General features: G+C 66.4%; 20 protein-coding genes and 1 tRNA gene. 5 read left to right on the plus strand and 16 right to left on the minus strand.

Annotated elements, in window-relative coordinates:
• Window positions 1–222 precede the first annotated feature (222 nt).
• Together ABIE08_RS13760 and ABIE08_RS13765 are read right to left on the minus strand one after the other, a co-directional pair.
• Window positions 223–1,284, minus strand: coding sequence for an aldo/keto reductase (locus ABIE08_RS13760; protein ID WP_354551865.1), 1,062 nt, complete (start codon window positions 1,282–1,284; stop codon window positions 223–225).
• A 106-nt stretch (window positions 1,285–1,390) separates the two neighbouring features.
• The gene (locus ABIE08_RS13765; RefSeq protein WP_354551867.1) at window positions 1,391–2,401 is read right to left on the minus strand and encodes a zinc-binding alcohol dehydrogenase family protein; all 1,011 of its coding nucleotides are present in this window, start codon (window positions 2,399–2,401) and stop codon (window positions 1,391–1,393) included.
• Between the two features lie 258 nt (window positions 2,402–2,659).
• Between ABIE08_RS13765 and dps the strand changes: the two genes are divergently transcribed.
• Complete coding sequence (gene dps, locus ABIE08_RS13770; protein ID WP_354551868.1) at window positions 2,660–3,142, plus strand: DNA starvation/stationary phase protection protein Dps; 483 nt, start codon at window positions 2,660–2,662, stop codon at window positions 3,140–3,142.
• 72 nt (window positions 3,143–3,214) lie between these two features.
• Here dps and ABIE08_RS13775 read toward each other — a convergent pair whose 3' ends face one another.
• Window positions 3,215–3,703 carry a BA14K family protein gene (locus ABIE08_RS13775; protein WP_354551870.1) on the minus strand — a complete coding sequence of 163 codons (489 nt, stop codon included), beginning with the start codon at window positions 3,701–3,703 and terminating at the stop codon, window positions 3,215–3,217.
• Between the two features lie 187 nt (window positions 3,704–3,890).
• On the opposite strand from ABIE08_RS13775, the gene ABIE08_RS13780 reads away from it, so the two are divergent.
• From ABIE08_RS13780 to ABIE08_RS13790, 3 genes are read left to right on the plus strand one after another with little or no spacing between them, the layout of a single operon-like run.
• Window positions 3,891–5,756, plus strand: coding sequence for a methylmalonyl-CoA mutase subunit beta (locus ABIE08_RS13780; RefSeq protein WP_354551872.1), 1,866 nt, complete (start codon window positions 3,891–3,893; stop codon window positions 5,754–5,756).
• A complete protein-coding gene (gene scpA / locus ABIE08_RS13785) occupies window positions 5,753–7,918 on the plus strand; it encodes a methylmalonyl-CoA mutase (protein WP_354551874.1) in 2,166 nt (721 codons plus the stop codon). The genes ABIE08_RS13780 and scpA overlap by 4 nt, the downstream gene beginning before the upstream one ends.
• Before the next feature lie 21 nt (window positions 7,919–7,939).
• The gene (locus ABIE08_RS13790) at window positions 7,940–8,872 is read left to right on the plus strand and encodes a lytic transglycosylase domain-containing protein (RefSeq protein WP_354551876.1); all 933 of its coding nucleotides are present in this window, start codon (window positions 7,940–7,942) and stop codon (window positions 8,870–8,872) included.
• Window positions 8,873–8,957: 85 nt separating this feature from the next.
• Here ABIE08_RS13790 and ABIE08_RS13795 read toward each other — a convergent pair whose 3' ends face one another.
• The 13 genes from ABIE08_RS13795 to ABIE08_RS13855 all read right to left on the minus strand — a co-directional run bounded on the left by ABIE08_RS13795 (window position 8,958) and on the right by ABIE08_RS13855 (window position 18,752).
• Window positions 8,958–9,530 (minus strand): BA14K family protein, encoded by a 573-nt coding sequence (locus tag ABIE08_RS13795; protein ID WP_396309410.1) that lies wholly within the window; start codon window positions 9,528–9,530, stop codon window positions 8,958–8,960.
• Window positions 9,531–9,814: 284 nt separating this feature from the next.
• Window positions 9,815–10,861 (minus strand): glycosyltransferase family 2 protein, encoded by a 1,047-nt coding sequence (locus ABIE08_RS13800; protein ID WP_354551880.1) that lies wholly within the window; start codon window positions 10,859–10,861, stop codon window positions 9,815–9,817.
• Window positions 10,862–11,028: 167 nt separating this feature from the next.
• A tRNA-Gly gene (locus ABIE08_RS13805) sits at window positions 11,029–11,103 on the minus strand.
• 199 nt (window positions 11,104–11,302) lie between these two features.
• On the minus strand, window positions 11,303–11,506 hold the full coding sequence (locus tag ABIE08_RS13810) for a hypothetical protein (RefSeq protein WP_354551882.1): 204 nt from the start codon (window positions 11,504–11,506) through the stop codon (window positions 11,303–11,305).
• A gap of 167 nt (window positions 11,507–11,673) precedes the next feature.
• The gene (locus ABIE08_RS13815) at window positions 11,674–12,138 is read right to left on the minus strand and encodes a hypothetical protein (protein ID WP_354551884.1); all 465 of its coding nucleotides are present in this window, start codon (window positions 12,136–12,138) and stop codon (window positions 11,674–11,676) included.
• 100 nt (window positions 12,139–12,238) lie between these two features.
• Complete coding sequence (locus ABIE08_RS13820; RefSeq protein WP_354551885.1) at window positions 12,239–12,436, minus strand: hypothetical protein; 198 nt, start codon at window positions 12,434–12,436, stop codon at window positions 12,239–12,241.
• Between the two features lie 200 nt (window positions 12,437–12,636).
• Entirely contained in the window at window positions 12,637–13,332 is a 696-nt protein-coding gene (locus tag ABIE08_RS13825; protein WP_354551887.1) for an outer membrane protein, read from the minus strand.
• Between the two features lie 272 nt (window positions 13,333–13,604).
• The gene (locus ABIE08_RS13830) at window positions 13,605–14,105 is read right to left on the minus strand and encodes a cytochrome b (RefSeq protein WP_354551889.1); all 501 of its coding nucleotides are present in this window, start codon (window positions 14,103–14,105) and stop codon (window positions 13,605–13,607) included.
• A 60-nt stretch (window positions 14,106–14,165) separates the two neighbouring features.
• A complete protein-coding gene (locus ABIE08_RS13835; protein WP_354551890.1) occupies window positions 14,166–14,843 on the minus strand; it encodes a transaldolase family protein in 678 nt (225 codons plus the stop codon).
• A 65-nt stretch (window positions 14,844–14,908) separates the two neighbouring features.
• The gene (locus tag ABIE08_RS13840; protein ID WP_436409553.1) at window positions 14,909–15,763 is read right to left on the minus strand and encodes an ATP-binding cassette domain-containing protein; all 855 of its coding nucleotides are present in this window, start codon (window positions 15,761–15,763) and stop codon (window positions 14,909–14,911) included.
• A 13-nt stretch (window positions 15,764–15,776) separates the two neighbouring features.
• Window positions 15,777–16,541 (minus strand): ABC transporter permease subunit, encoded by a 765-nt coding sequence (locus tag ABIE08_RS13845; protein WP_354551892.1) that lies wholly within the window; start codon window positions 16,539–16,541, stop codon window positions 15,777–15,779.
• Window positions 16,541–17,695: an FMNH2-dependent alkanesulfonate monooxygenase gene (gene ssuD / locus ABIE08_RS13850; protein WP_354551894.1), complete on the minus strand. Its 1,155-nt coding sequence runs from the start codon at window positions 17,693–17,695 to the stop codon at window positions 16,541–16,543. The genes ABIE08_RS13845 and ssuD overlap by 1 nt, the downstream gene beginning before the upstream one ends.
• A 91-nt stretch (window positions 17,696–17,786) precedes the next feature.
• A complete protein-coding gene (locus tag ABIE08_RS13855) occupies window positions 17,787–18,752 on the minus strand; it encodes an aliphatic sulfonate ABC transporter substrate-binding protein (protein WP_354551896.1) in 966 nt (321 codons plus the stop codon).
• Between the two features lie 299 nt (window positions 18,753–19,051).
• Between ABIE08_RS13855 and ABIE08_RS13860 the strand changes: the two genes are divergently transcribed.
• The gene (locus ABIE08_RS13860) at window positions 19,052–19,312 is read left to right on the plus strand and encodes a hypothetical protein (RefSeq protein WP_354551897.1); all 261 of its coding nucleotides are present in this window, start codon (window positions 19,052–19,054) and stop codon (window positions 19,310–19,312) included.
• The last annotated feature ends 101 nt before the right edge of the window (window positions 19,313–19,413 follow it).

Here is a 19,413-nt window from a genome sequence, read left to right on the forward strand (position 1 = left end):
ATATTGCCTCTCACGACCCTCGCCGTCATCCCGGGCTTGACCCGGGATCCATTCAGCCGTGCGATTGGCCCGCAAGAACCTCCCGAATCCCCGGCTGCATGGATCCTCGCTTTCGCGAGGATGACGCCAGAGTGTGGGGGCGTCCGACACCGGAGCGTGGGTCTTGCGATGAAAAAAAGGCCCGGTCATGCCGGGCCTCTTCCGTTCTAAAGCCGCCTGGCCTCAGCCATTCACATAGGGCTGCAGGAAGGCGAGGTCGGCCGCGCCGAGGCGGTCCTTGGCGGCGGCGACCTGGTGCCAGTAGGGGTAATCCAGCGGCTTCTGGCTCACCTTGTCGAGGCGCGCGCGCTCCTCGGCCGTGAGCTTCAGCTCGGCGGCGGCGAGGTTGTCCTTGAAGTGGGCTTCCGTGCGGCCGCCGATGATCACCGAGGTGACGCCAGGACGGCCGAGCAGCCAGGCGAGCGCCACCTGCGCGCCGGAAACGCCGCGCGCGTCGGCGATCGAGACCAGTTCGTCTACGATGTCCCAGAGACGGTCCCAGTCGTGGATCGGCGGCTCGGTCCAGCCCTGCGACAGACGGCTGTCCTTCGGCGTCTCCTTGTTGCGGCGATGCTTGCCCGAGAGCAGGCCGCCGGCGATCGGGCTCCAGACCAGGATGCCGAGCTTCTGGTCGATGCTGATCGGCACCAGCTCCTGCTCCGCCTCGCGCGCCTGCAGCGTGTAATGGATCTGCTGCGAGATGAAGGGGATGCGGTTGTCGCGGCGGGCGATCTCCATCGCCTTCATGATGTGCCAGCCGGAATAGTTGGAGCAGCCGACATAGCGGACCTTGCCCTGGCGCACGAGGCTGTCGAGCGCTTCCAGCGTCTCTTCCAGCGGCGTCACGCCGTCCCACTGGTGCACCTGGTAGAGATCGATGACGTCGGTCTTCAGCCGCTTGAGGCTGGCCTCGCATTCGCGGATCAGGTGATAGCGCGACAGGCCGCGATTGTTCGGGCCGTCACCGGTGGGGAAGCGCGCCTTGGTGGCGATCAGCACGTCGTTCTTGCGCTTGCCGCCGAGCGCGTCGCCGATGATCGCCTCGCAATCGCCGGCCGAATAGACGTTCGCCGTGTCGAGCAGGTTGACGCCGGCGTCGATCACCATCTCGATCTGGCGGCGCGCTTCGCCGACATCGGTGATGTTGCCGACCTTGGCGAAATCGCCCTTGGCGCCGAAGGTCATGGTGCCCATCGTCAGCACCGAGACCTTCAGGCCCGAATTGCCGAGTTGCCGATATTCCATCGTCCGCTCCTATGCCGTTGCGGTTGATTCCGGAGAAAATTGGGACAGCACCGTCCTGCATTCGGACAGCGCTGTCAAAGCGGGATTTCGCCGGGGAAGCGCCGCGTCAGACGGCGATGATCGCCTTGATCAGGCCGCGCTTGTCATGGCTCCAGACCGGCATGTCGGTGGTGAGCCGGTCCAGCGTGGTGCTGTGGGTTGCCAGCGCGTCGAGCGGCACCAGGCCGGCCTTGATCGAGGCGACGACATGGTCGAAATCGACCTTAGTGGCGTTTCGGCTGCCGATCAGCATCATCTCGCGCTTGTGGAATTCGGGGTCGGAGAAGCTGATCCTGTCCTTGACGATCGAGACCAGCACATAGGCGCCACCATGCGCGACCAGGGCGAAGCCGGCCTCGATTGCCTGCGCATTGCCGGTGGCGTCGAACACCACGTCGAAGCCGTCGCCCTGGGTCTGCTCCAGCAGCGTCGCCTGGGCGTCGGGGCCGGTCAGCGCCGTATTCTGGAAGCCGAGCGTCTCGCGGGCGAAGGCGAGCCGTTCCTCGCTCGAATCGAGCAGCGTCACCTCGAGCCCGGCGATGCGGGCGAAGATCGCCGCGCCGAGGCCGATCGGGCCAATGCCGACGACGAGCGCGCGGCCGCCCTCAGGCTGCGAACGGCGGACGGCGTGCGCGCCGATCGCCAGGAACTCGACCATGGCCGCGTCGCGCAGCGACAGCCCCTCGGCCGGATAGAGATTGCCTTCCGGCATCGTGATCTTCTCGGCCATGCCGCCATCGGTATGGACGCCGAGCACGCGGATCGAGGTGCAGCAGTTCGGCTTGCCCTTGCGGCAGGCAACGCAGTGGCCGCAGGCGATATAGGGATTGATCACGACCGGCGTGCCGACCTTGAGCGTGCCGCCGGGACCGACCGCCGAGACGACGCCGGAAAGCTCATGGCCCATGACGCGCGGATATTCGAGGAAGGGGTGCTTGCCCTCGAAGATGTGGTAGTCGGTGCCGCAAATGCCGACATGCTTGATGTCGACGACGGCAAAGCCCGCCGCGGGCGCCTCCGGGTCGGGCCGCTCGATGAATTCCAGCCGGCCCGGTTCCACGCAGATCACGCTTTTCATATTGTCCTCTTCGACATCATCCCAGTGGCGACCGTCCTAGCGCAGCTGCGGCCTTCCGGCCAGATGACAGTTGGCAGCGGGCGGCAGGAATGTCGCGCCCGCCCTCGTCGTGCTTCCCGCCTGCGTTGCCAGGGCGTATCGTCCACAACGCGATCGGAATCGGCGGCGCGGCGATCTATAGGCCCGCTTCGCCGCTGCGATCGCAGCCCGCGGGGCCTTGTCCGCAGGCTCCAGAGTTGATTGACAAAAGGAAACGCGATGGCGCCCCTGAAATCCTCGATTGATCTGAAGTCCAATACGAAGACCGCCTCGATCGAATTGCTGAACGCCGTGCTGGCGGACGGCATCGATCTGTCGCTGGTCACCAAGCAGGCGCACTGGAACCTGAAGGGCCCGCAGTTCATCGCCATCCACGAGATGCTCGATACGTTCCGGGCCGATCTCGACGACCATGTCGACACGGTGGCCGAGCGTGTGGCGCAGCTGGGCGGCTTTGCACTCGGCACGGTCCAGTCGGTGTCGGCCGCGACGAAGCTCAAGCCCTATCCGACCGACATCTCGGCGATCAAGGATCACCTGGCGCAGCTGATCGAGCACTACGCTCAAGTCGCGAACGAGGTCCGCAAGGGCATCGACAAGGCCGCCGACCTCGGCGATGCCGACAGCGCCGATATCCTCACCGGCTTCTCGCGCAGCCTCGACAAGTCGCTCTGGTTCCTGGAATCGCATCGCGAGGTATAGGACCGGCTGCCGATTGCGCGCAAAACAAAGCCCGCCGATTGGCGGGCTTTGTCGTTCAGCGGGCGGAGCGCCTTAGTAGGGCGAGACGCATTGCTGGCGCGGGCCGTTATAGGGCTGGAACGTGTTGTCCGAAGCCCGGTACGAACGGTAGCGATCTTCGCACCACTGGTAATGGGCGTTGGAGTAGCCGCCGCGATAGGTCGGCTGGGCGATGGCGGATCCGACCGCCGCGCCGACGCCGAAGGCTGCCAGCGGGTACCACCAGCCATTGTAGTAGCGATAGCCCGGCCGCTGATAGCGGTAGCCGTAATGCCCATTCCAGTAGCCCGGCCGATAGCCGGGACGGTAACCGGGATGATAACCGGGCCGATAGCCCGGGCGATGGCGCGGATAATAGTCGCGGCCGCGGTGACGATACTGCACGTCGAGCACGTTGGACGCGGCGTCCGGGCGGATCCCGGGATCGGCGACGGCCGGCAAGGCCATGGCCGGCAGCGGCACCGAGAACAGGAAGGCGGCGGCCAGTGTGCCGGCGCAGATCTTTGTGAAGAGACGGGTCAAGGTGCGATCATCCTTTCGAACAATTTCCCAATAGAACCGAGTAGCTTATCGAAGCATCAATTCATAAGCGGCGACTTTGTTCCAGTGGCTTGCACGGGCGCGACGGGTTCGCACGTTGAACGCAAGCGCGCCACGGCCTATCCATGGTCGAAACGGCAGGACGAAAGCGGCAAGGATCGAGGCGGCAATGAGCAGGCCAGAGGCGTCACCCGGGATTCGCAGCGCCGAATCCGCCTGGCGCGAAAGGGCGGTGAAGGCGATCCAGGGTGCCGATTTCGAGGCGAAGCTGGTCTCCCGCACCGCCGACGACATCCGCATCGAACCGCTCTATCCCAAGGCCGAGGGTGATCACGCCCGTCCGGTCCGCGCCACGCTCGGCGCCTGGCGCGTCGTCCAGCGCGTCGATCTGCCGGAGGCCGGCGCGGCCAGCCTTCAGGCGCTGGAGGATCTGAACCAGGGCGCCAGCGGCCTGGCGCTGGTCTTCGCTGATGCCGTTTCCGCGCGCGGCTTCGGCCTTGCCGCCGCCGACGCGGCGACGGTCGCCGCCGCCCTCGATGGCGTGATGCTGGATCTCGTCTCGCTGCGCCTGGAAGCTGGACGATCCGGCGTCGAGGCGGCGCGCTCCGTCCTGGCGCTGGTGCGCGGCCAGGGCCTCGATCTCGACAGCCTCTCTCTCGATTTCGGCCTCGATCCGTTCTCGGCGCTGGCGCGCGATGGCGAGGACGGTATCGCCGCGGCGCTCGATGCCGCGGTCGAGCTGGCCGGCCTGTTCGGCCCGGAGGCAGGATCCCGTCTACTGCGGGCGGACGGGCGCGTGTATCACGAGGCCGGCGCTTCGGAAGCGCAGGAACTGGCGCTGACGCTTGCGGCTGGGGTCGCCGGCCTGCGCGGGCTGGAGGCGCGCGGCGTCCCGCTCTACCGGGCGCGGGGCCTGATATCGTTCCTGCTGGCCGCCGATGCCGACGAATTCCTCACCATCGCCAAGTTTCGCGCGCTGCGCCGCCTCTGGGCGCGGGTCGAAGACGCCTGCGGCCTGGCGCCGAAGCCGATCCAGCTCGACGCCGAAACCAGCTTCCGCATGACCACGCGGCATGATCCGCATGTGAATATGCTGCGCAGCACGATCGCAGCATTTTCCGCAGGCCTGGGCGGTGCGGACAGCGTCACCGTGCTGCCCTTCACCGCGCCGCTCGGCCTTGCCCATGCGGGCGCAAGGCGGCTGGCGCGCAACACGCAGACGATCCTGCTCGAGGAATCCGGCCTTGGCCACGTCTTCGATCCCGCTGCCGGCGCGGGCGGCTTCGAGGCGCTGACCGACGCGCTCTGCGACAAGGCCTGGGCGATTTTCCAAGAGATCGAGCGGCAGGGCGGGCTGCCGGCGGCCCTTGGCTCCGGCTGGGTGGCGGGCGAGATCCGCACCGTCGCGGCCAAGCGCGATCGAGACGTCCGCCGCCGCAAGCTGCCGATCACCGGCACCAGCGAATTCCCCAACCTTGCCGAGGCGCCGGTCACGATCCTGGCGCCGGCGCGGCCTTCGGCGCCCCTGGCGCATGACCCCTCGCGTCTCGTGTCGCATCGCACCGCCGAGCCGTTCGAGCAACTGCGCGACCGCGCCGATGCCTTGGCCGAGGTAACGGGTCGGCGCCCTTCCGTCTTCCTGGCGACGCTCGGCAAGGCTGCTTCGTTCGGCGCCCGCGCCGGCTTCGCCAAGGGCGTGTTCGAGGCCGCGGGCATCGCGGCGCCGATGCCGGACGGGTTCGCCTCGCTCGACGAACTGGTCACTGCGGCGCGCGACTCCGGCGCGGCGGCTGCCTGTCTCTGCGCCTCCGACGAGGCCTATGCGAGCGAGATCGGCTCCGAGGGCGAGACGCTGGCCGAAGCGGCGGCGCGGCGGCTGGTCGAGGCTGGGTTCGAGCATGTCGCCCTCGCCGGTCGGCCTGGCGAGCGCGAGGCAGCCTATCGCCATGCTGGCGTCGAGGCTTTCCTGTATGCCGGTTGCGACATCACCGACTATCCCTCGAAACTGCTCGACGGGATCGAGGGCCAGCCATGACCCGTGTTCCGGATTTTTCGTCCATTCCCTTCGCCGATGCGCCGCTTTCGGCGCCGGCCGATGGCGCGCCTTGGCTCACGCCGGAAGAGATCGCGGTGAAGCCCCTCTACACCGCCGCCGACCGCGAGGGACTGGAGGCGATCGACAGCTTCCCAGGCGCCGCGCCGTTCCTGCGCGGGCCCTATCCGACCATGTATGTGAACCAGCCCTGGACGATCCGCCAATATGCGGGCTTCTCCACGGCCGAGGATTCGAACGCCTTCTACCGGCGCAATCTCGCCGCCGGGCAGAAGGGGCTTTCGGTCGCCTTCGATCTCGCCACCCATCGCGGCTATGACAGCGACCATCCGCGCGTCGCCGGCGATGTCGGCATGGCGGGCGTGGCGATCGACTCGATCTACGACATGCGCACGCTGTTTTCCGGCATCCCGCTCGACCGCATGAGCGTGTCGATGACGATGAACGGCGCCGTGCTGCCGATCCTGGCGCTCTATATCGTCGCCGCCGAGGAGCAGGGCGTGCCGCCCGAAAAGCTCTCCGGCACGATCCAGAACGACATCCTCAAGGAGTTCATGGTCCGCAACACCTACATCTACCCGCCGGAACCGTCGATGCGGATCATCTCCGACATCTTCGCCTATACCTCGCAGCATATGCCGAAGTTCAACTCGATCTCCATTTCCGGCTATCACATGCAGGAAGCCGGCGCGACGCAGGATCTGGAGCTCGCCTATACGCTGGCCGACGGCGTCGAATATATCCGCGCCGGTCTGGCGGCCGGCCTCGACATCGACCAGTTCGCGCCGCGTCTTTCGTTCTTCTGGGCGATCGGCATGAACTTCTTCATGGAAGTCGCCAAGATGCGCGCCGCGCGCCTGATCTGGGCGAAGCTGGTCCGCCAGTTCGAGCCGAAGAACGAGAAGTCGCTGGCGCTGCGCACCCATTGCCAGACCTCCGGCTGGTCGCTCGCCGCGCAGGGCGTCTACAACAATGTCGTCCGCACCACGATCGAGGCGATGGCGGCGACGCAGGGCCACACCCAGTCGCTGCATACCAATGCGCTCGATGAGGCCCTGGCGCTGCCGACCGATTTTTCCGCTCGTATCGCCCGCAACACCCAGCTCTTTCTGCAGCAGGAGAGCGGCACGACGCGGATCATCGATCCTTGGGGCGGCTCCTACTATGTCGAGGCGCTGACGGCGCAATTGGCGGAGCGCGCCATGGCGCATATCGACGAGGTCGAAAAGCTCGGCGGCATGGCCAAGGCGATCGAGGCCGGCATTCCGAAGCTGCGCATCGAGGAAGCCGCAGCGAAGACGCAGGCGCGGATCGATTCCGGCCAGCAGACCGTGGTCGGCGTCAACAAATACCGCCTCGACGACGAGCCTGACATCGACGTGCTGAAGGTCGACAATTCCTCCGTCCGCGCGCAGCAGATCGAGAAGCTGCGCCAGCTGCGCGCCGAGCGCGATCCGGGCGCGGTGGAGGCTGCGCTCGCGGCGCTGGCAGGCTCGGCCCGCTCGGGCGAGGGCAATCTGCTGGCGCTCGCGGTCGATGCCGCCCGCGCCAAGGCGACGGTGGGCGAAATCTCCGCGGCGCTGGAGAAGGCATGGAAGCGCCACAAGGCGGTCATCCAGGTCAATTCCGGCGTCTATCGCGATGGGTTCGGCCAGGATCCCGCGCCGATCCAGCGGCTGTCCGGCCTCGTCTCCGAATTCACCCAGGACGAGGGCCGGCCGCCGCGCATCCTCGTCGCCAAGATGGGCCAGGACGGCCATGATCGTGGGCAGAAGGTGATCGCCACCGCCTTTGCCGATTTCGGCTTCGACGTCGTGATCGGTCCGCTCTTCGCGACGCCGGAGGAGGTCGCTTCGCATGCGATCGCCGAACAGGTGCATGTCGTGGGCGTCTCGTCGCTCGCCGCCGGCCATTTGACGCTTGTGCCGGAACTGAAGGCTGAACTGGCCCGGCAGGGTCGGCCGGACATCATGATCGTCGTCGGCGGCGTCATCCCGCCCGGCGATTTCGAGGCGCTGATGGAAGCGGGCGCTGCGGCGATCTTCCCGCCGGGCACGCCGGTCACCGAAGCCGCCGCCGATCTGCTGGAGAAATTGCGCGGTCATCTCGGCTTCGCGCAGAAGCATCCTTCCGCCTATGTCTGACCGGGCGTGGAGGGCGGCCTGATGTTGCTTCGCCCCTCCGCCCTGGCCGGGCTGCTTTTCGTTGGCGCGATGCTGCTTCCCTTTGCGGCGCGGGCGGCGGAGGAGACGACCGTGCAGACGATCTGCCGGCTGATCGAGACGGCGGCGGATGCGCAGGGCCTGCCGCGCGATTATTTCACACGGCTGATCTGGCGCGAGTCGAGCTTTCGCTCGCATGTGACCAGCAGCGCCGGCGCGCAGGGCATTGCGCAATTCATGCCGGGCACCGCGGAAGAGCAGGGGCTCGACGACCCGTTCGATCCGGAATTCGCGATTCCTGCCTCCGCCAAATATCTGAAAAGCTTAAGGGATCGGTTTGGAAATCTGGGTCTTGCTGCGGCGGCCTATAATGCCGGCCCGACGCGTCTGGCGCGCTGGATCGAGCGCGGCGGCTATCTGCCCGGCGAGACGGAGGACTATGTCGCCTTCGTCACCGGCCGCAGCGTTCAGGACTGGAAAGCCGGCGAGATCGAGGTTCTGGACCCGCCCGGCGCGGTCGAGCCGAGGCCATCCGATCCGCGGCCGGCCGAGGCGAGAGCGGCCGATCCGAATCCGGCTAAGCAGAAATCCTTAGCCGCCAGGGCCGAGCCGAAGGCGAGGGATTGCGTCACGCTGGTGGCGGCGATCCGCGCCTATCGTCCGGCGCTGATCGAGGGCGCCTATGCGCCGTTCGGGGTCCAGCTGTCCGGCAATTTCTCCAAGAGCCGCGCGATCGCCTCCTATCACCGCCAGGTGGCGCGCTATCCCTCGTTGCTGGAGGGCAAGCCGACCCTGATCCTGGGCTCGCGCCTCGCCGGTCGCGGCCGGCGCGCGTTCTACCGGGTGCGCCTGCCGGCCGACACGCTGGGCAAGGCGAACCAGCTTTGCAACGCCTTGCAGAAGCTTGGCGGCGCGTGCGTTGTGCTGCGGAACTGAACGCGGTCAGCCTGTCCGATATCGGGCGGACAAAAAAGAAGCCCGCCAAAAGGCGGGCTCCTTCAACACTCTATGGCGAGCGATCTCAATAGTAGGGCGAGACGCAAGCCTGGCGCGGGCCGTTGTTCGGCTGGAAGCTGTTGTCCGAGGCGCGGAACGAACGGTAGCGGTTCTCGCACCAGCGCAGATGGTCGCGCGACAGGCTCGGCGGAGCCACTTCGCGGCCGCCCTGGTTGGCGATCGCGCCACCGATCAGCGCGCCGACGCCGAAGGCTGCCAGCGGGTACCAGTAGCCGTCGCTGTGACGGCGATAGCCGTTGCGCGGACCGTTATAGCCGTGGTGGCCGTTCCAGTAGCCCGGACGGTTGTTGGGGCGATTCCAGTTGGGACCGCCATGTCCGGGACCGTGGCCAGGACCGTTCCAGCCGGGACCGCCGGGGCCGGGACGATTCGGGCCGCCATGGTTGGGACGACCGGGACGATCGCCCGGACGGCAACCCTGCGGCGGGCAGGGCCGGCCCTGGACCTGGATGACATCCGACGAGGTGCTCGCGCCCGGATCGACGCGCATAAGCGGCGCTGCCTGCACCGGCATGGCCGCAGCGGCGAAAACGAACGCCATGGCCGCCGTGCTGAATTTGCTCAAACCCATGTGTATTCCTTCCCATGTGACCCTGCCTGTTGCGCCCAAGCAGGGTTCTGCGGGCGCCAAGGCGGGTCACGTTAATTGACCAGACCCAAAAGACTCGAGCCTACGGATAGATGAAACGCTTTGACTCTGTCCAGCTGATCATCAGTCTGGCAGACAGATTTGCCCCGGCGTACGAGAAACGTGGTGGCTGGTGATTGGTTCCCGCCGCGCCTCGCCAGGCTTTGGCCCGGCGATAGACTTCCCCCGCCCGGCAGGGTGTGCCGGACCTAAAAGAGTGGCTTTCCGGGCGCTCAGGTCTGGTAGCCGCGATCGTCGGCGGAGGGGGCCGGGTAGCGCGGCTTTGGAGGGCGATCGCGGAAACAGAGGCGGGCCAGCGTCCGGGCGAGCCCGTCGAACCGGGTCGGCCCCAGGGCCCGGATGAGGGGCATGAGCCAGCGGCTGCGCCGCCGGACCTTGCGCTTGGCGTAGGGGAGGATCGAGTCCATGTCGCGCAAGGCTTCCTCCATGCGCGCCCGGTCGCCGGCGCGGGTGGCCGACACGAACTCGCTCAATCCCTTGCCAAGGAACCGGGGCGCCACCGCATCGCGGATCCAGTAATGTTCGAGGCGCGGATCGTCCGGGAACATCTCGACCAGCTTGCCGAAGTAGATCCGACGCGACCGGTCCATCCTCGGACTGTACGAGGTTGAGCCCGAATGGATCCGCCATTTCGTCACGCCCTTCGGCACGAAGAGGCTCCGATAGCCCCTCAGGAAGAGCCGCAGGAACAGATCGTCGTCCTCGTAGCCCGACAGGCGCTCGTCGAACATGCCGACATCCAGGATCGCCTCGCGCAGGACCAGGGAGGCCCCCGGCAGGATGAACATGTCGCGCGACAGGCATTCCAACAGCGACCGCTTCGGCTGGGGGCTTGGATTGGAGCGCAGGCAGGACGGCAAAAACATCCGGCCGGTCTCGTCCATCTGATCGAGGTCGCCATAGATCAGCGCGAGATTGGACCGGTCGAAGTCGAGGGCGGCGGCCTTCAGGATGGCGATATGGTCGTCGTACCAGACATCGTCCTGATCCAGCAGCGCGATATGGGTGCATTGCGTGCTGCGGATGGCGAGGTTGCGCGCCGACGACTGGCCGCCATTGCTCTTGGTCAGCAGCCGGACGCGATCGTTTTCCAGGGCAATGGCGCGGACGATGTCGGCGCCATCGTCGGTCGATCCATCGTCGACGACGATGACCTCGTCCGGAAGAACGGTTTGCGACAGGACGCTCCGCAGCGCCTCGGCGATGAAATCCTTGCCGTTATAAAGGGGTATGACGGCCGCGATCGTTAGATTTTCCATCTGCCCTTACCTATTCCCGAGGAATTTGCTTCAGGACATGGAGTGCGCCTCGCGCAAAGGCGTGGCGACGCGCCCACGATCGATACGTGTTTTCGGACCGTGGCGCAATTTATGAGTGTAGCACGGTTTGCAGCACAGGGCTGGCAGGCCGGGTCCTGCGAGGAAAATGGAGCGGGCGATGGGAATTGAACCCACGACATTCAGCTTGGGAAGCTGACGTTCTACCTCTGAACTACGCCCGCGCATCTGCCGCCCCCAATCGATGAGTCCGGCGCGATGAGCCGCCCATCCAATGGTTCGAAGAGGCTGGAACGTTGTACCCGTTTCATCCCGCCGGGATCAAGGCCGCGTCATGCGACCCAGGGGATTTCTTACCAAAGGAGGGCAGCGGGACAGGCGGCATGGCAGATGCCAGGACCGGGATGGAACCGAGCGGGCAGCCTAACCTTCGATGACGATGGCGGCGCCATATTCCATGGCCAGCCTTTCGAGACGCTCGCAAAGTTCTGCCTCGGTCTCGTGATGCGCCGGCAGCCGCTCCTTGCAGCGGCGGGCGGAAGCGCGAAGGTCTACCGGTTCGTGCTGCTCGAGGGCGGTCAGCACTTCGCAAATGATCAATTCTGACATCAGCAGCGTCGTCGTCATGTCCGTCTGGCTGCTCGCGGTGCAAGCGGCAAGGGCCGCCCGGGCTGGCGTGGGTATGGCATTGCAATCTCGTCATGGCGGCAGAGCGCGCCGCCATGGCGAGGCGCTGGCAAGGTGCACTCCCGAAGCGCCCGCAAGGGCCGCCCGGGGTAGTCGCGGTCGGGAAATCAGTGGGTCTTGTCGTTATCGTGCGGCTTCGGCACGTCGGGTGGCGGCGGAATTGCCGCGGCCTCGTCATGGGATGCAGCGGGCTGAGGTTCTTCCGGCATGGGCGCCGGCTCGCCCTTCAAGAGGTCGACGTCGTCCAAGCCGACATCGGGCTGTTTCGGATCGTCGGGGATGGGCGGCGTCTCGACGCTTTCGGCGTGATGCTTGGCGTCATGGCGCGCCGTGTGCTTCGGCTCCGCCTCCTTGGAATGAGAGTGCGTCGCATGCGAGCGGCGCGGCTTGTCGGCAGCCAGTTCGTCCCGCAATTCGTCCAGCTGGTCGGCGATCCACTGGATATGCTCGACGATGGGGCCGCGCTGCAGGGCGCTCTTGGCCTCCGACAGTTCGAGGAAGTCGGAGCGGAGCAGGCCCATCAGCGCAGAGATCCTCTGCAGGCTGTCCTTCAATTCCGTCGACGTCGCCATTTTCCGGCCCTCCACATTGCAACCTGCCCGCCACCGATCGACAACGCCGCCAACCGGGCGTCGTTCCCTTCCGCCGGGGCAAAACCAGCCCTCCGCGCGCTCAGATCTCGCCGCCATCGGGGCCCGGCAATCGGCCCCGGACGAAGCCGAAGGAAATCCGCTCCGCACGCGCGTCAATGGCCAGCAACAGGGTTTCGATCACGGCGCGAGCGTCGCCCTGATGGGCCAACATCAGGCTGTCGACACGCTGGTCCAGGGCGCTCTGCGCCGGATCGATCGGGTGGGCGGCTTCGGCCATGAGCGGAACTCCAAAAAGGCATGTTCCTATTTTGTTCCCATGGCGGCAGGAGTCAATCCAGCCCTTTCGCCTGTCCACGCGAATCCCGAATGCGATAGCAAAAGCGTTGGCCTCGGGGGCGCCGCAGGCGGGCAGGTCAACAAAAAAGACCCCGCCGATCGTCTCGGCGAGGTCTCTGCATCCAGAAATTCGGGCTTCGATCAGAAGCGGTAGTTCACGCCGATGGTGGCGGTCTGCGACTTCAGGCCGACGTCATACGAGCCATTGTCGTCGGGGAACGTGTAGGTCTTGGAGCCGAAGTCCGTGTAGAGGTATTCGGCCTTGAGCGTCCAATTCTGCGTGAAGGCGTATTCGACGCCGGCGCCGGCCGTCCAGCCGAAATGGGTCTGGCTGTCCGAACCATAGACCGTGTCGTCGATCCTGTTGTTCGCCCAGGCGAAGCCGCCGGTGACGTAAGGCAGGAACTTGTCCATCGCGTAACCGGCGCGGACGCGGCCCGTGCCGAAATATTGGATCTTCGATTCGGTCGTGTAGCTGAAATCGCCGTCGTCGAAGTTGAACGTGTCCTTGGCGTTCGAATAGTACACGTCGACCAGGGCGCCGATGACGACATTGCTCGGGAACTGGTAGTCGCCACCGATCTGCAGGCCGGCGATGAAGCCATCCGGCTTCAGGTCGCCCGAATTCGCGGTGATCAGGCCGTCAAAGCCATCGGTCTGGTCGGTCTTGCCCCAGGCGTAGCCAACGCTGCCGCCGACATAAAAGCCGGTCCAGTTGCCAACCGGGGCAACTTCCACGACCGCCGGAGCGGGCTCGTAGGTGAGATCAGCCGCCTGGGCTGCAACGACGCCAGAGGCGAGGACGGTAGTGGCCGAAAGGATACGAAGGAGCTTCATGACATTCCCAGTGGTGCGAGAAAGTAAATCTGTAAGCCCAATATACATATTACCCAACGGGATGCTGTTGCGCTTTTGCATCTTTATTAGCCGCGAAATCGGCGAGAGTAGAGACTGCGCCAGACGATTACTTCGAGTTGTCGTGTATTGTTAGCTGCGTATAACTTGAGGTTGCGCCGCCAACGGGCATATCTGGAGCGCACCCTTGGGGCGCGGAGCGGCCCAAACGGGTTCCGAAGCAATCGTAGAGACTGAGCGGATGAGGATGCCCGTCAGCTACCGGGCTTGAGCATGCGGAGCAGCAGGCCGTCGCGCAGCCAGAGCTGGTGCCACAAGGCCGCCGCCGCATGCAGCGCGATCAGCACGATGAAGGCCGGCTTGCCAAGCTCGTGCACGTCGCCCAGCGACGGGATGAACCAGTAGGCGAGAATGCCGGTCACCGGCACGGCGACCAGCAGGACATAGAAGGCGATATGGGTGAGGCGGGCCAGCGTCCCCAGCAGGGCCGAGCTCGGGGGCAGGGGCGGCGCGCCGAAGCGCAGGCGCAGCACCAGCCGGATGGCGACGGCGGCCAGGATGGCGAAGCCGACCCAGATGTGCAGCGTGGCGAGCGTCGCGTCGGACGGGTCAAGCGCCGTGCCGCGCCGGGCCGCCCGGACGCTGTGCGACATGCTCTCGCCGAAGATGAGCTGGAAGAGCACCATGACGACGATCAGCCAATGCAACGCGATCTGACTGGCCGAATAGCCTCGGGTGACCGGCTGCTGCATCATGCCTCGCTGGCGCGGAGTTGTTTAGAATAAATCTAGACAAAAACCGCGCCGGAGCAAGCCTCAGCCTTCGGCGGCGATCTCGAACACCTCGGCCGCGGCTTCCGTGAGTTCCTCTGCGAAGAGGGAGGCGGCGACGTTGGGCGAGAAGGTGAAGGTGTCGAGGCCGAGCCGGCCGAGGCGGACCAGGTCGTCCGCGGCGCGCAGGCTGGCGACGAGGACCCGGGTTTCGCTGCGCGAGGCGCGGATGATCTCCTGCATGGCGGCGATCTCGCCGAAGCCGTCGCGGCCGGCATCGTTCATGCGGCCGAGATAGGGCGCGACGTAATCGGCGCCCAGCGCAGCGGCGCTCAGCGCCTGATGCGCGGCATAGACGGCGGTCATGGTGATGCGCACGCCCTCGGCCTTCAGCGTCGCGGCCGCGATGGCGCCTTCCCGGGTGATCGGCACCTTGACCACCATGCGCGGATCCAGCGCGGCGATGACGCGGCCATTGTCGACCAGCGCCTCGCTGCTGCGGCCCCAGGTCTGGGCCTGGAATTCGCTGACATCGGCCTCGAAGGCGATGTGCGACAGCCGGCTCAGCTCGGACAGCGTGTTGGCAATGCCGGCATTGGCGAGGATGGTCGGATTGGTGGTGATGCCGTGGAACAGGCCGGTCGGCAGCCATTCGTCCCAGGCCGCCCTGTCCGCGCTGTCGAGGAAGAGGCGCGGGCGGATCGTCTGGGTCTGGTCGTGCATCATAAGCCTGCCGGTGGTTCGAATTGCGCCCGGCATAGTATGGATCGCCTCCCGGAACGAACGCGTCAGATCGCTGCACCACCTTCGAAGCCGCCGAAAAGCCGGTCGAGAACGGTCTTTTCCAGGCTGGCAAAGGTTGGCGTTCCGCGCTGGCGCGGCCAGGCCAGCGGCACGGCGAGATCGAGCGCGATGCGGCCATCCTCGATCAGCAGGATGCGGTCGGCCAGCGCGATCGCCTCGGAGACGTCGTGGGTGACGAGGATGGAGGTGAAACGCTGCGCCCGCCAGACGCGCTCGACCAGCCCCTGCATCGAAATCCGCGTCAGCGCATCGAGCGCGCCGAGCGGCTCGTCGAGGGCGAGCAGGCGCGGCCGCGAGACCAGCGCGCGGGCGAGCGCCACGCGCTGCTTCTGGCCGCCGGAAAGCACGGAGGGCCAGGCGTCGGCGCGGCCGTCGAGGCCGACTTCGGCCAGCGCCTTCAACGCCGCCTCGCGACGGGTCTTGGCCGTGCCGGCCCGGCCGAGGCCGATAGCGACATTGTTCGCGACGGTCGCCCAGGGAAGCAGGCGCGGCTCCTGGAAGATGAAGCGGGCGGATTCCCGTGATGCCTCGCCGAGCCGGGTGATCGTGCCGCTGGTCGGCGTTTCCAGGCCCATGATCAGGCGCAGCAGCGTGCTCTTGCCACAGCCGCTCTTTCCCACGATTGCGATCGACTGGCCGGCGGGAATCTCAAGGTTGATGCCTCGGATCACCGGCGCGCCGTCGAAGGCCTTTACCAGCCCGCGGATCCAAAGCCCCATGCCGCGCGTGCCGGGAGCCGCCTCGTTGGTGACCTCGAACGGGGCCGGGCGGGAGGCCGGCAGGTCGCGCGGCGCCGTGCGGCTGGCGGTCTCGATGAAGGCGAGCGTATCGGCGAACATGGCGTGGCTTCCCTCAAACATTCTGGAAGGCCGGATTCCAGGCGAGCGTCCGCCGTTCCAGGATCCGGGCCGTGGTGTCCGCGAGCTTGCCGAGCAGCGCATAGATCAGGATCGTCAGCACGACGACGTCGGTCATCATGAACTCGCGCGCTTGCATCGCCATATGGCCGATGCCGGAGGAGGCGGCGATCGTTTCGGCGACGATCAGGGTCAGCCACATGATGCCGAGGCCGAAGCGCACGCCGACGAAGATCGAGGGCAGGGCGCCCGGCAGGATCACCTTCCAGAACAGGTCGTTGCCGTTCATGCCGTAGGTCTTGCCCATCTCGACCAGTTGAGGGTCGACGGAGCGGATGCCGGCCAGCGTGTTGATGTAGATCGGGAAGAACACGCCGAGTGCGACGAGGAAGAGCTTGGCCTGCTCGTCGATGCCGAACCACAGGATGACCAGCGGGATCAGCGCCAGATGCGGCACGTTGCGCACCATCTGCAGCGTTGTGTCGGTCAGCGCTTCGCTGAAGCGGGAGAGGCCGTTGGCGAGCCCGAAGGCGAAGCCGACCGCCCCGCCGATGAGAAAACCGACGCTGGCGCGCCAGAAGCTGACCCGGATGTTCTCGACCAGTTCGCCCGATTGCAGCACGCGCCAGAGCGCCACGCCGACCGCGGTCGGCGCCGGCAGCACGTTCTCCGGAATGAAGCCGATGCGGGCGAGGAGTTCCCAGACGATCAGGACCACCACCGGCAGGATCCAGCCGATGAGCGCGCGCGGGATCGTCATCACGAGGCCGAGGCGAGCTTGCGCGCCGTCTCGTCGACGCCAAACTCGTTCTGGATCGCCCGGCTGACGCCGCGCCGTGCCACGTTGATGCCGAGCTCGGGGAACAGCAGTTCGGCCACCCGGTAGGATTCCTCCAGATGCGGATAGCCGGAGCCGATCACCGTGTCGATGCCGAGCGCCTGATATTCGCGCAGCCGTTCCGCCACCTGGCGCGGCGTGCCGACCAGGGCCGTGCCGGCGCCGCCGCGCACCAGGCCGACGCCGGCCCAGAGGTTGGGCGCGACCAGCAGCTTGTCGCGCCGGCCGCCATGCAGTTCCGCCATCCGGCGCTGGCCGACCGAATCCATTTCCTTGGTGAAGCGCTTGTATGCGATCTCGATCTGCTCGTCGGAGATCCGGCTGATCAGCCTGTCGGCGGCGGCCCAGGCCTCGGCCTCGGTCTCGCGGACGATGAAATGCAGGCGGATGCCGAAGCGCAGTTTGCGGCCATGGCTCGCCGCGCGGGCGCGGGCCGTCTCGATCTTGGCGGCGACGGCCTCGAGCGGCTCGCCCCAGGTGAGGTAAAGCTCGCACTGCTCGGCGGCGAGATCGATGCCGGCTTCCGACGAGCCGCCGAAATAGAGCGGCGGCGGGTTCTGCACGGGTGGAAAGTCGAGCCGGCCCTTTTCGACGCGGTAATGCTTGCCGGAAAAATCGACCCGCTCGCCGGAGACGAGGCCGCTCCAGATCCTGAGGAATTCGGCCGCCTGCTCGTAGCGCTGGTCATGCGGCAGGAACACGCCGTCACCGGCCAACTCGACCGGGTTGCCGCCCACCACGACGTTGAGCAGCAGCCTGCCGTTGGAGAGGCGGTCGAGCGCCGCAGTCTGCCGCGCTGCATAGGCGGGCTGGACCACGCCGGGGCGCAGAGCCACGAGGAATTTGAGCTTTTCCGTCACCGTCGCGAGACCGGCCGCCGTTACCCAGCTTTCCTCGCAGGCCTGCCCGGTCGGCAGCAGCACGCCGCCGAAGCCGAGGCGATCGACCGCGTGGGCGATCTCCTTGAAATAGCCGAACTCGGGCGGCCGCTGCTGCGTCTCGGAGCCGAGATAGGTGCCATCGCCATAGGTCGGGATGAACCAGAAGAAGTTGAGCGGATCGGTGGTGACGGTCATGGCGGCGGCCTTTGTGGTGGGGCACGGTCTTCTCGGGTGCGCGTGCGTGGTTCGAGACGCGGCCGGTCAGGCCGTCTCGAAGCACGCTCCATCAAGCCTTCGGTGCGCTCCAGACGGCTTCGGAGACGGTGATCTGCTTGGGGATCAGGCCGAGCTTGAAGAAGCGGTCGGCGGTCACCTGCTGGCCGGCGACGATCGCGTCGGTCAGCGGCAGGATGCCGTAGACGGCGCGCTCGACCGCCACCGTCTGCGGGCCGCTCGGCACGCCGGTGATCTCGGTCAGCGCCGCGGCCACGTCGCCGCGATGGGCATTGGCCCAGTCGGCGGTGTCGCCGAGGCCCGTGATCGTCTTGGTGACGATGGCGGGATTGGCGCCGGCGAAGGTCTTGTTGGCGAGCAGGTAGGTGTTGACCGCGATGGTATCGGCCGTCGTCGTCAGCAGGCGAACCGGCTGGCGCGCCTCGGCCAGCGCCAGGAAGGGATCCCAGATCGACCAGGCATCGACGCTGTCGCTGGCAAAGGCAGCGGCGGCGTCGGCGGGCGAGAGGTAAACCGGGGTGATGTCGGCAAAGGCGATGCCCGCCTTTTCCAGCGCGGCGACCAGAAGGTTGTGCGCGCTGGAGCCCTTGGTGACGGCTATCTTCTTGCCCTTGAGGTCGGCGACCGCCTTCACCGGCGAGCCGTCCTTGACGATGATTGCCTCGCCCTTGCCGTTGGAGGGGGCGGCGCCGACATAGACGAGATTGGCGCCGGCGGCCTGCGCGAAGATCGGCGGGGCGTCGCCGGTCCAGCCGAAATCGATGGCGCCGACATTGAGCGCCTCCAGCAGCGGCGGCCCGGCGGCGAATTCCACCCAGGTGACAGCAACGCCATCGGCCTCGAGCCGCTTCTCGATCGTTTTCTCGCGCCGCGCGACGGCGAGCAGCCCCGCCTTCTGGTAGCCGATCCGCAGCGTCTTGGCCGTTTCAGCCGAGGCGGTGCGTCCCGCGAGGGTCGTGGCAGCGAGGCCGACCAGGCCGGTGCCGGCGAGAAGTCCGAAATGACGGCGTGTGAGCATGGCGAGTCTCCGAGGCGCAGGCGTTTGAAGGTGGGGGACGAGGCGCGTCCTGGAGCTCCATTGGACAGAATGACGAGTAGTTTGATCAAGAAAATGGAGTGTTGCCGCGACGGCATTTCTTGAAAAGGAAAACCCCCGCCGCCCGCCTTGGCGCGATGGCCGTGTTTTCGCCTGATATCCCTCAGTTTGTGATGGCCATCACTGACGGTTCCCTGCCGTCATGGTGGAACGAACTCACGACAGCGGGCGTTGGGCCTGCAACGGGAAACAGGGGGCGTCTAACGCGACGCAGATCGAAAATGACAGCAGTCACCACGCGCACTACCATCAGTCTGATCACCACCGCGGCGCTGGTCGCGTTCGGCGTCACGGTCTATGGCGGACAAGCCATCAGCCGCACGAGCGGCGCCAAGGATCCGACCGCGCTGACGCTGTTCGACAAGGCTTCGGTGGGCGGCCGCAAGGGCTGCGAAATTCAGTCCTGGCCCTATATCGCCCCGGAATGCCTGCAGCCCTCCGACGGCAAGCAGACCCTGGCCAAGCCGGCCCGCAAGGTCTGAGACTGATTAAAGCTGCATTTCCGGCTTCCGGTGCTGAGGGCCGGGACGGCATCATATCTCCAGCAATCAATGCCCTTGCAAAGCCCGGCGTAACCGGCTTG

Origin of the sequence: Kaistia defluvii (assembly GCF_040548815.1) — a bacterium.
In the GTDB taxonomy this organism is placed as follows: domain Bacteria; phylum Pseudomonadota; class Alphaproteobacteria; order Rhizobiales; family Kaistiaceae; genus Kaistia; species Kaistia defluvii_A.

What these genes read in the sequence shown, in the direction of transcription:
- ABIE08_RS13860 (WP_354551897.1), top strand. Translation starts at nt 19,052, where the DNA reads ATGACAGCAGTCACCACGCGCACTACCATCAGTCTGATCACCACCGCG.
- scpA (WP_354551874.1), top strand. Translation starts at nt 5,753, where the DNA reads ATGACCCGTGTTCCGGATTTTTCGTCCATTCCCTTCGCCGATGCGCCG.
- ABIE08_RS13815 (WP_354551884.1), bottom strand. Translation starts at nt 12,138, where the DNA reads ATGGCGACGTCGACGGAATTGAAGGACAGCCTGCAGAGGATCTCTGCG.
- ABIE08_RS13840 (WP_436409553.1), bottom strand. Translation starts at nt 15,763, where the DNA reads ATGTTCGCCGATACGCTCGCCTTCATCGAGACCGCCAGCCGCACGGCG.
- ABIE08_RS13855 (WP_354551896.1), bottom strand. Translation starts at nt 18,752, where the DNA reads ATGCTCACACGCCGTCATTTCGGACTTCTCGCCGGCACCGGCCTGGTC.
- ABIE08_RS13800 (WP_354551880.1), bottom strand. Translation starts at nt 10,861, where the DNA reads ATGGAAAATCTAACGATCGCGGCCGTCATACCCCTTTATAACGGCAAG.
- dps (WP_354551868.1), top strand. Translation starts at nt 2,660, where the DNA reads ATGGCGCCCCTGAAATCCTCGATTGATCTGAAGTCCAATACGAAGACC.
- ABIE08_RS13820 (WP_354551885.1), bottom strand. Translation starts at nt 12,436, where the DNA reads ATGGCCGAAGCCGCCCACCCGATCGATCCGGCGCAGAGCGCCCTGGAC.
- ABIE08_RS13765 (WP_354551867.1), bottom strand. Translation starts at nt 2,401, where the DNA reads ATGAAAAGCGTGATCTGCGTGGAACCGGGCCGGCTGGAATTCATCGAG.
- ssuD (WP_354551894.1), bottom strand. Translation starts at nt 17,695, where the DNA reads ATGACCGTCACCACCGATCCGCTCAACTTCTTCTGGTTCATCCCGACC.
- ABIE08_RS13830 (WP_354551889.1), bottom strand. Translation starts at nt 14,105, where the DNA reads ATGATGCAGCAGCCGGTCACCCGAGGCTATTCGGCCAGTCAGATCGCG.
- ABIE08_RS13760 (WP_354551865.1), bottom strand. Translation starts at nt 1,284, where the DNA reads ATGGAATATCGGCAACTCGGCAATTCGGGCCTGAAGGTCTCGGTGCTG.
- ABIE08_RS13780 (WP_354551872.1), top strand. Translation starts at nt 3,891, where the DNA reads ATGAGCAGGCCAGAGGCGTCACCCGGGATTCGCAGCGCCGAATCCGCC.
- ABIE08_RS13810 (WP_354551882.1), bottom strand. Translation starts at nt 11,506, where the DNA reads ATGACGACGACGCTGCTGATGTCAGAATTGATCATTTGCGAAGTGCTG.
- ABIE08_RS13790 (WP_354551876.1), top strand. Translation starts at nt 7,940, where the DNA reads ATGTTGCTTCGCCCCTCCGCCCTGGCCGGGCTGCTTTTCGTTGGCGCG.
- ABIE08_RS13845 (WP_354551892.1), bottom strand. Translation starts at nt 16,541, where the DNA reads ATGACGATCCCGCGCGCGCTCATCGGCTGGATCCTGCCGGTGGTGGTC.
- ABIE08_RS13825 (WP_354551887.1), bottom strand. Translation starts at nt 13,332, where the DNA reads ATGAAGCTCCTTCGTATCCTTTCGGCCACTACCGTCCTCGCCTCTGGC.
- ABIE08_RS13835 (WP_354551890.1), bottom strand. Translation starts at nt 14,843, where the DNA reads ATGCACGACCAGACCCAGACGATCCGCCCGCGCCTCTTCCTCGACAGC.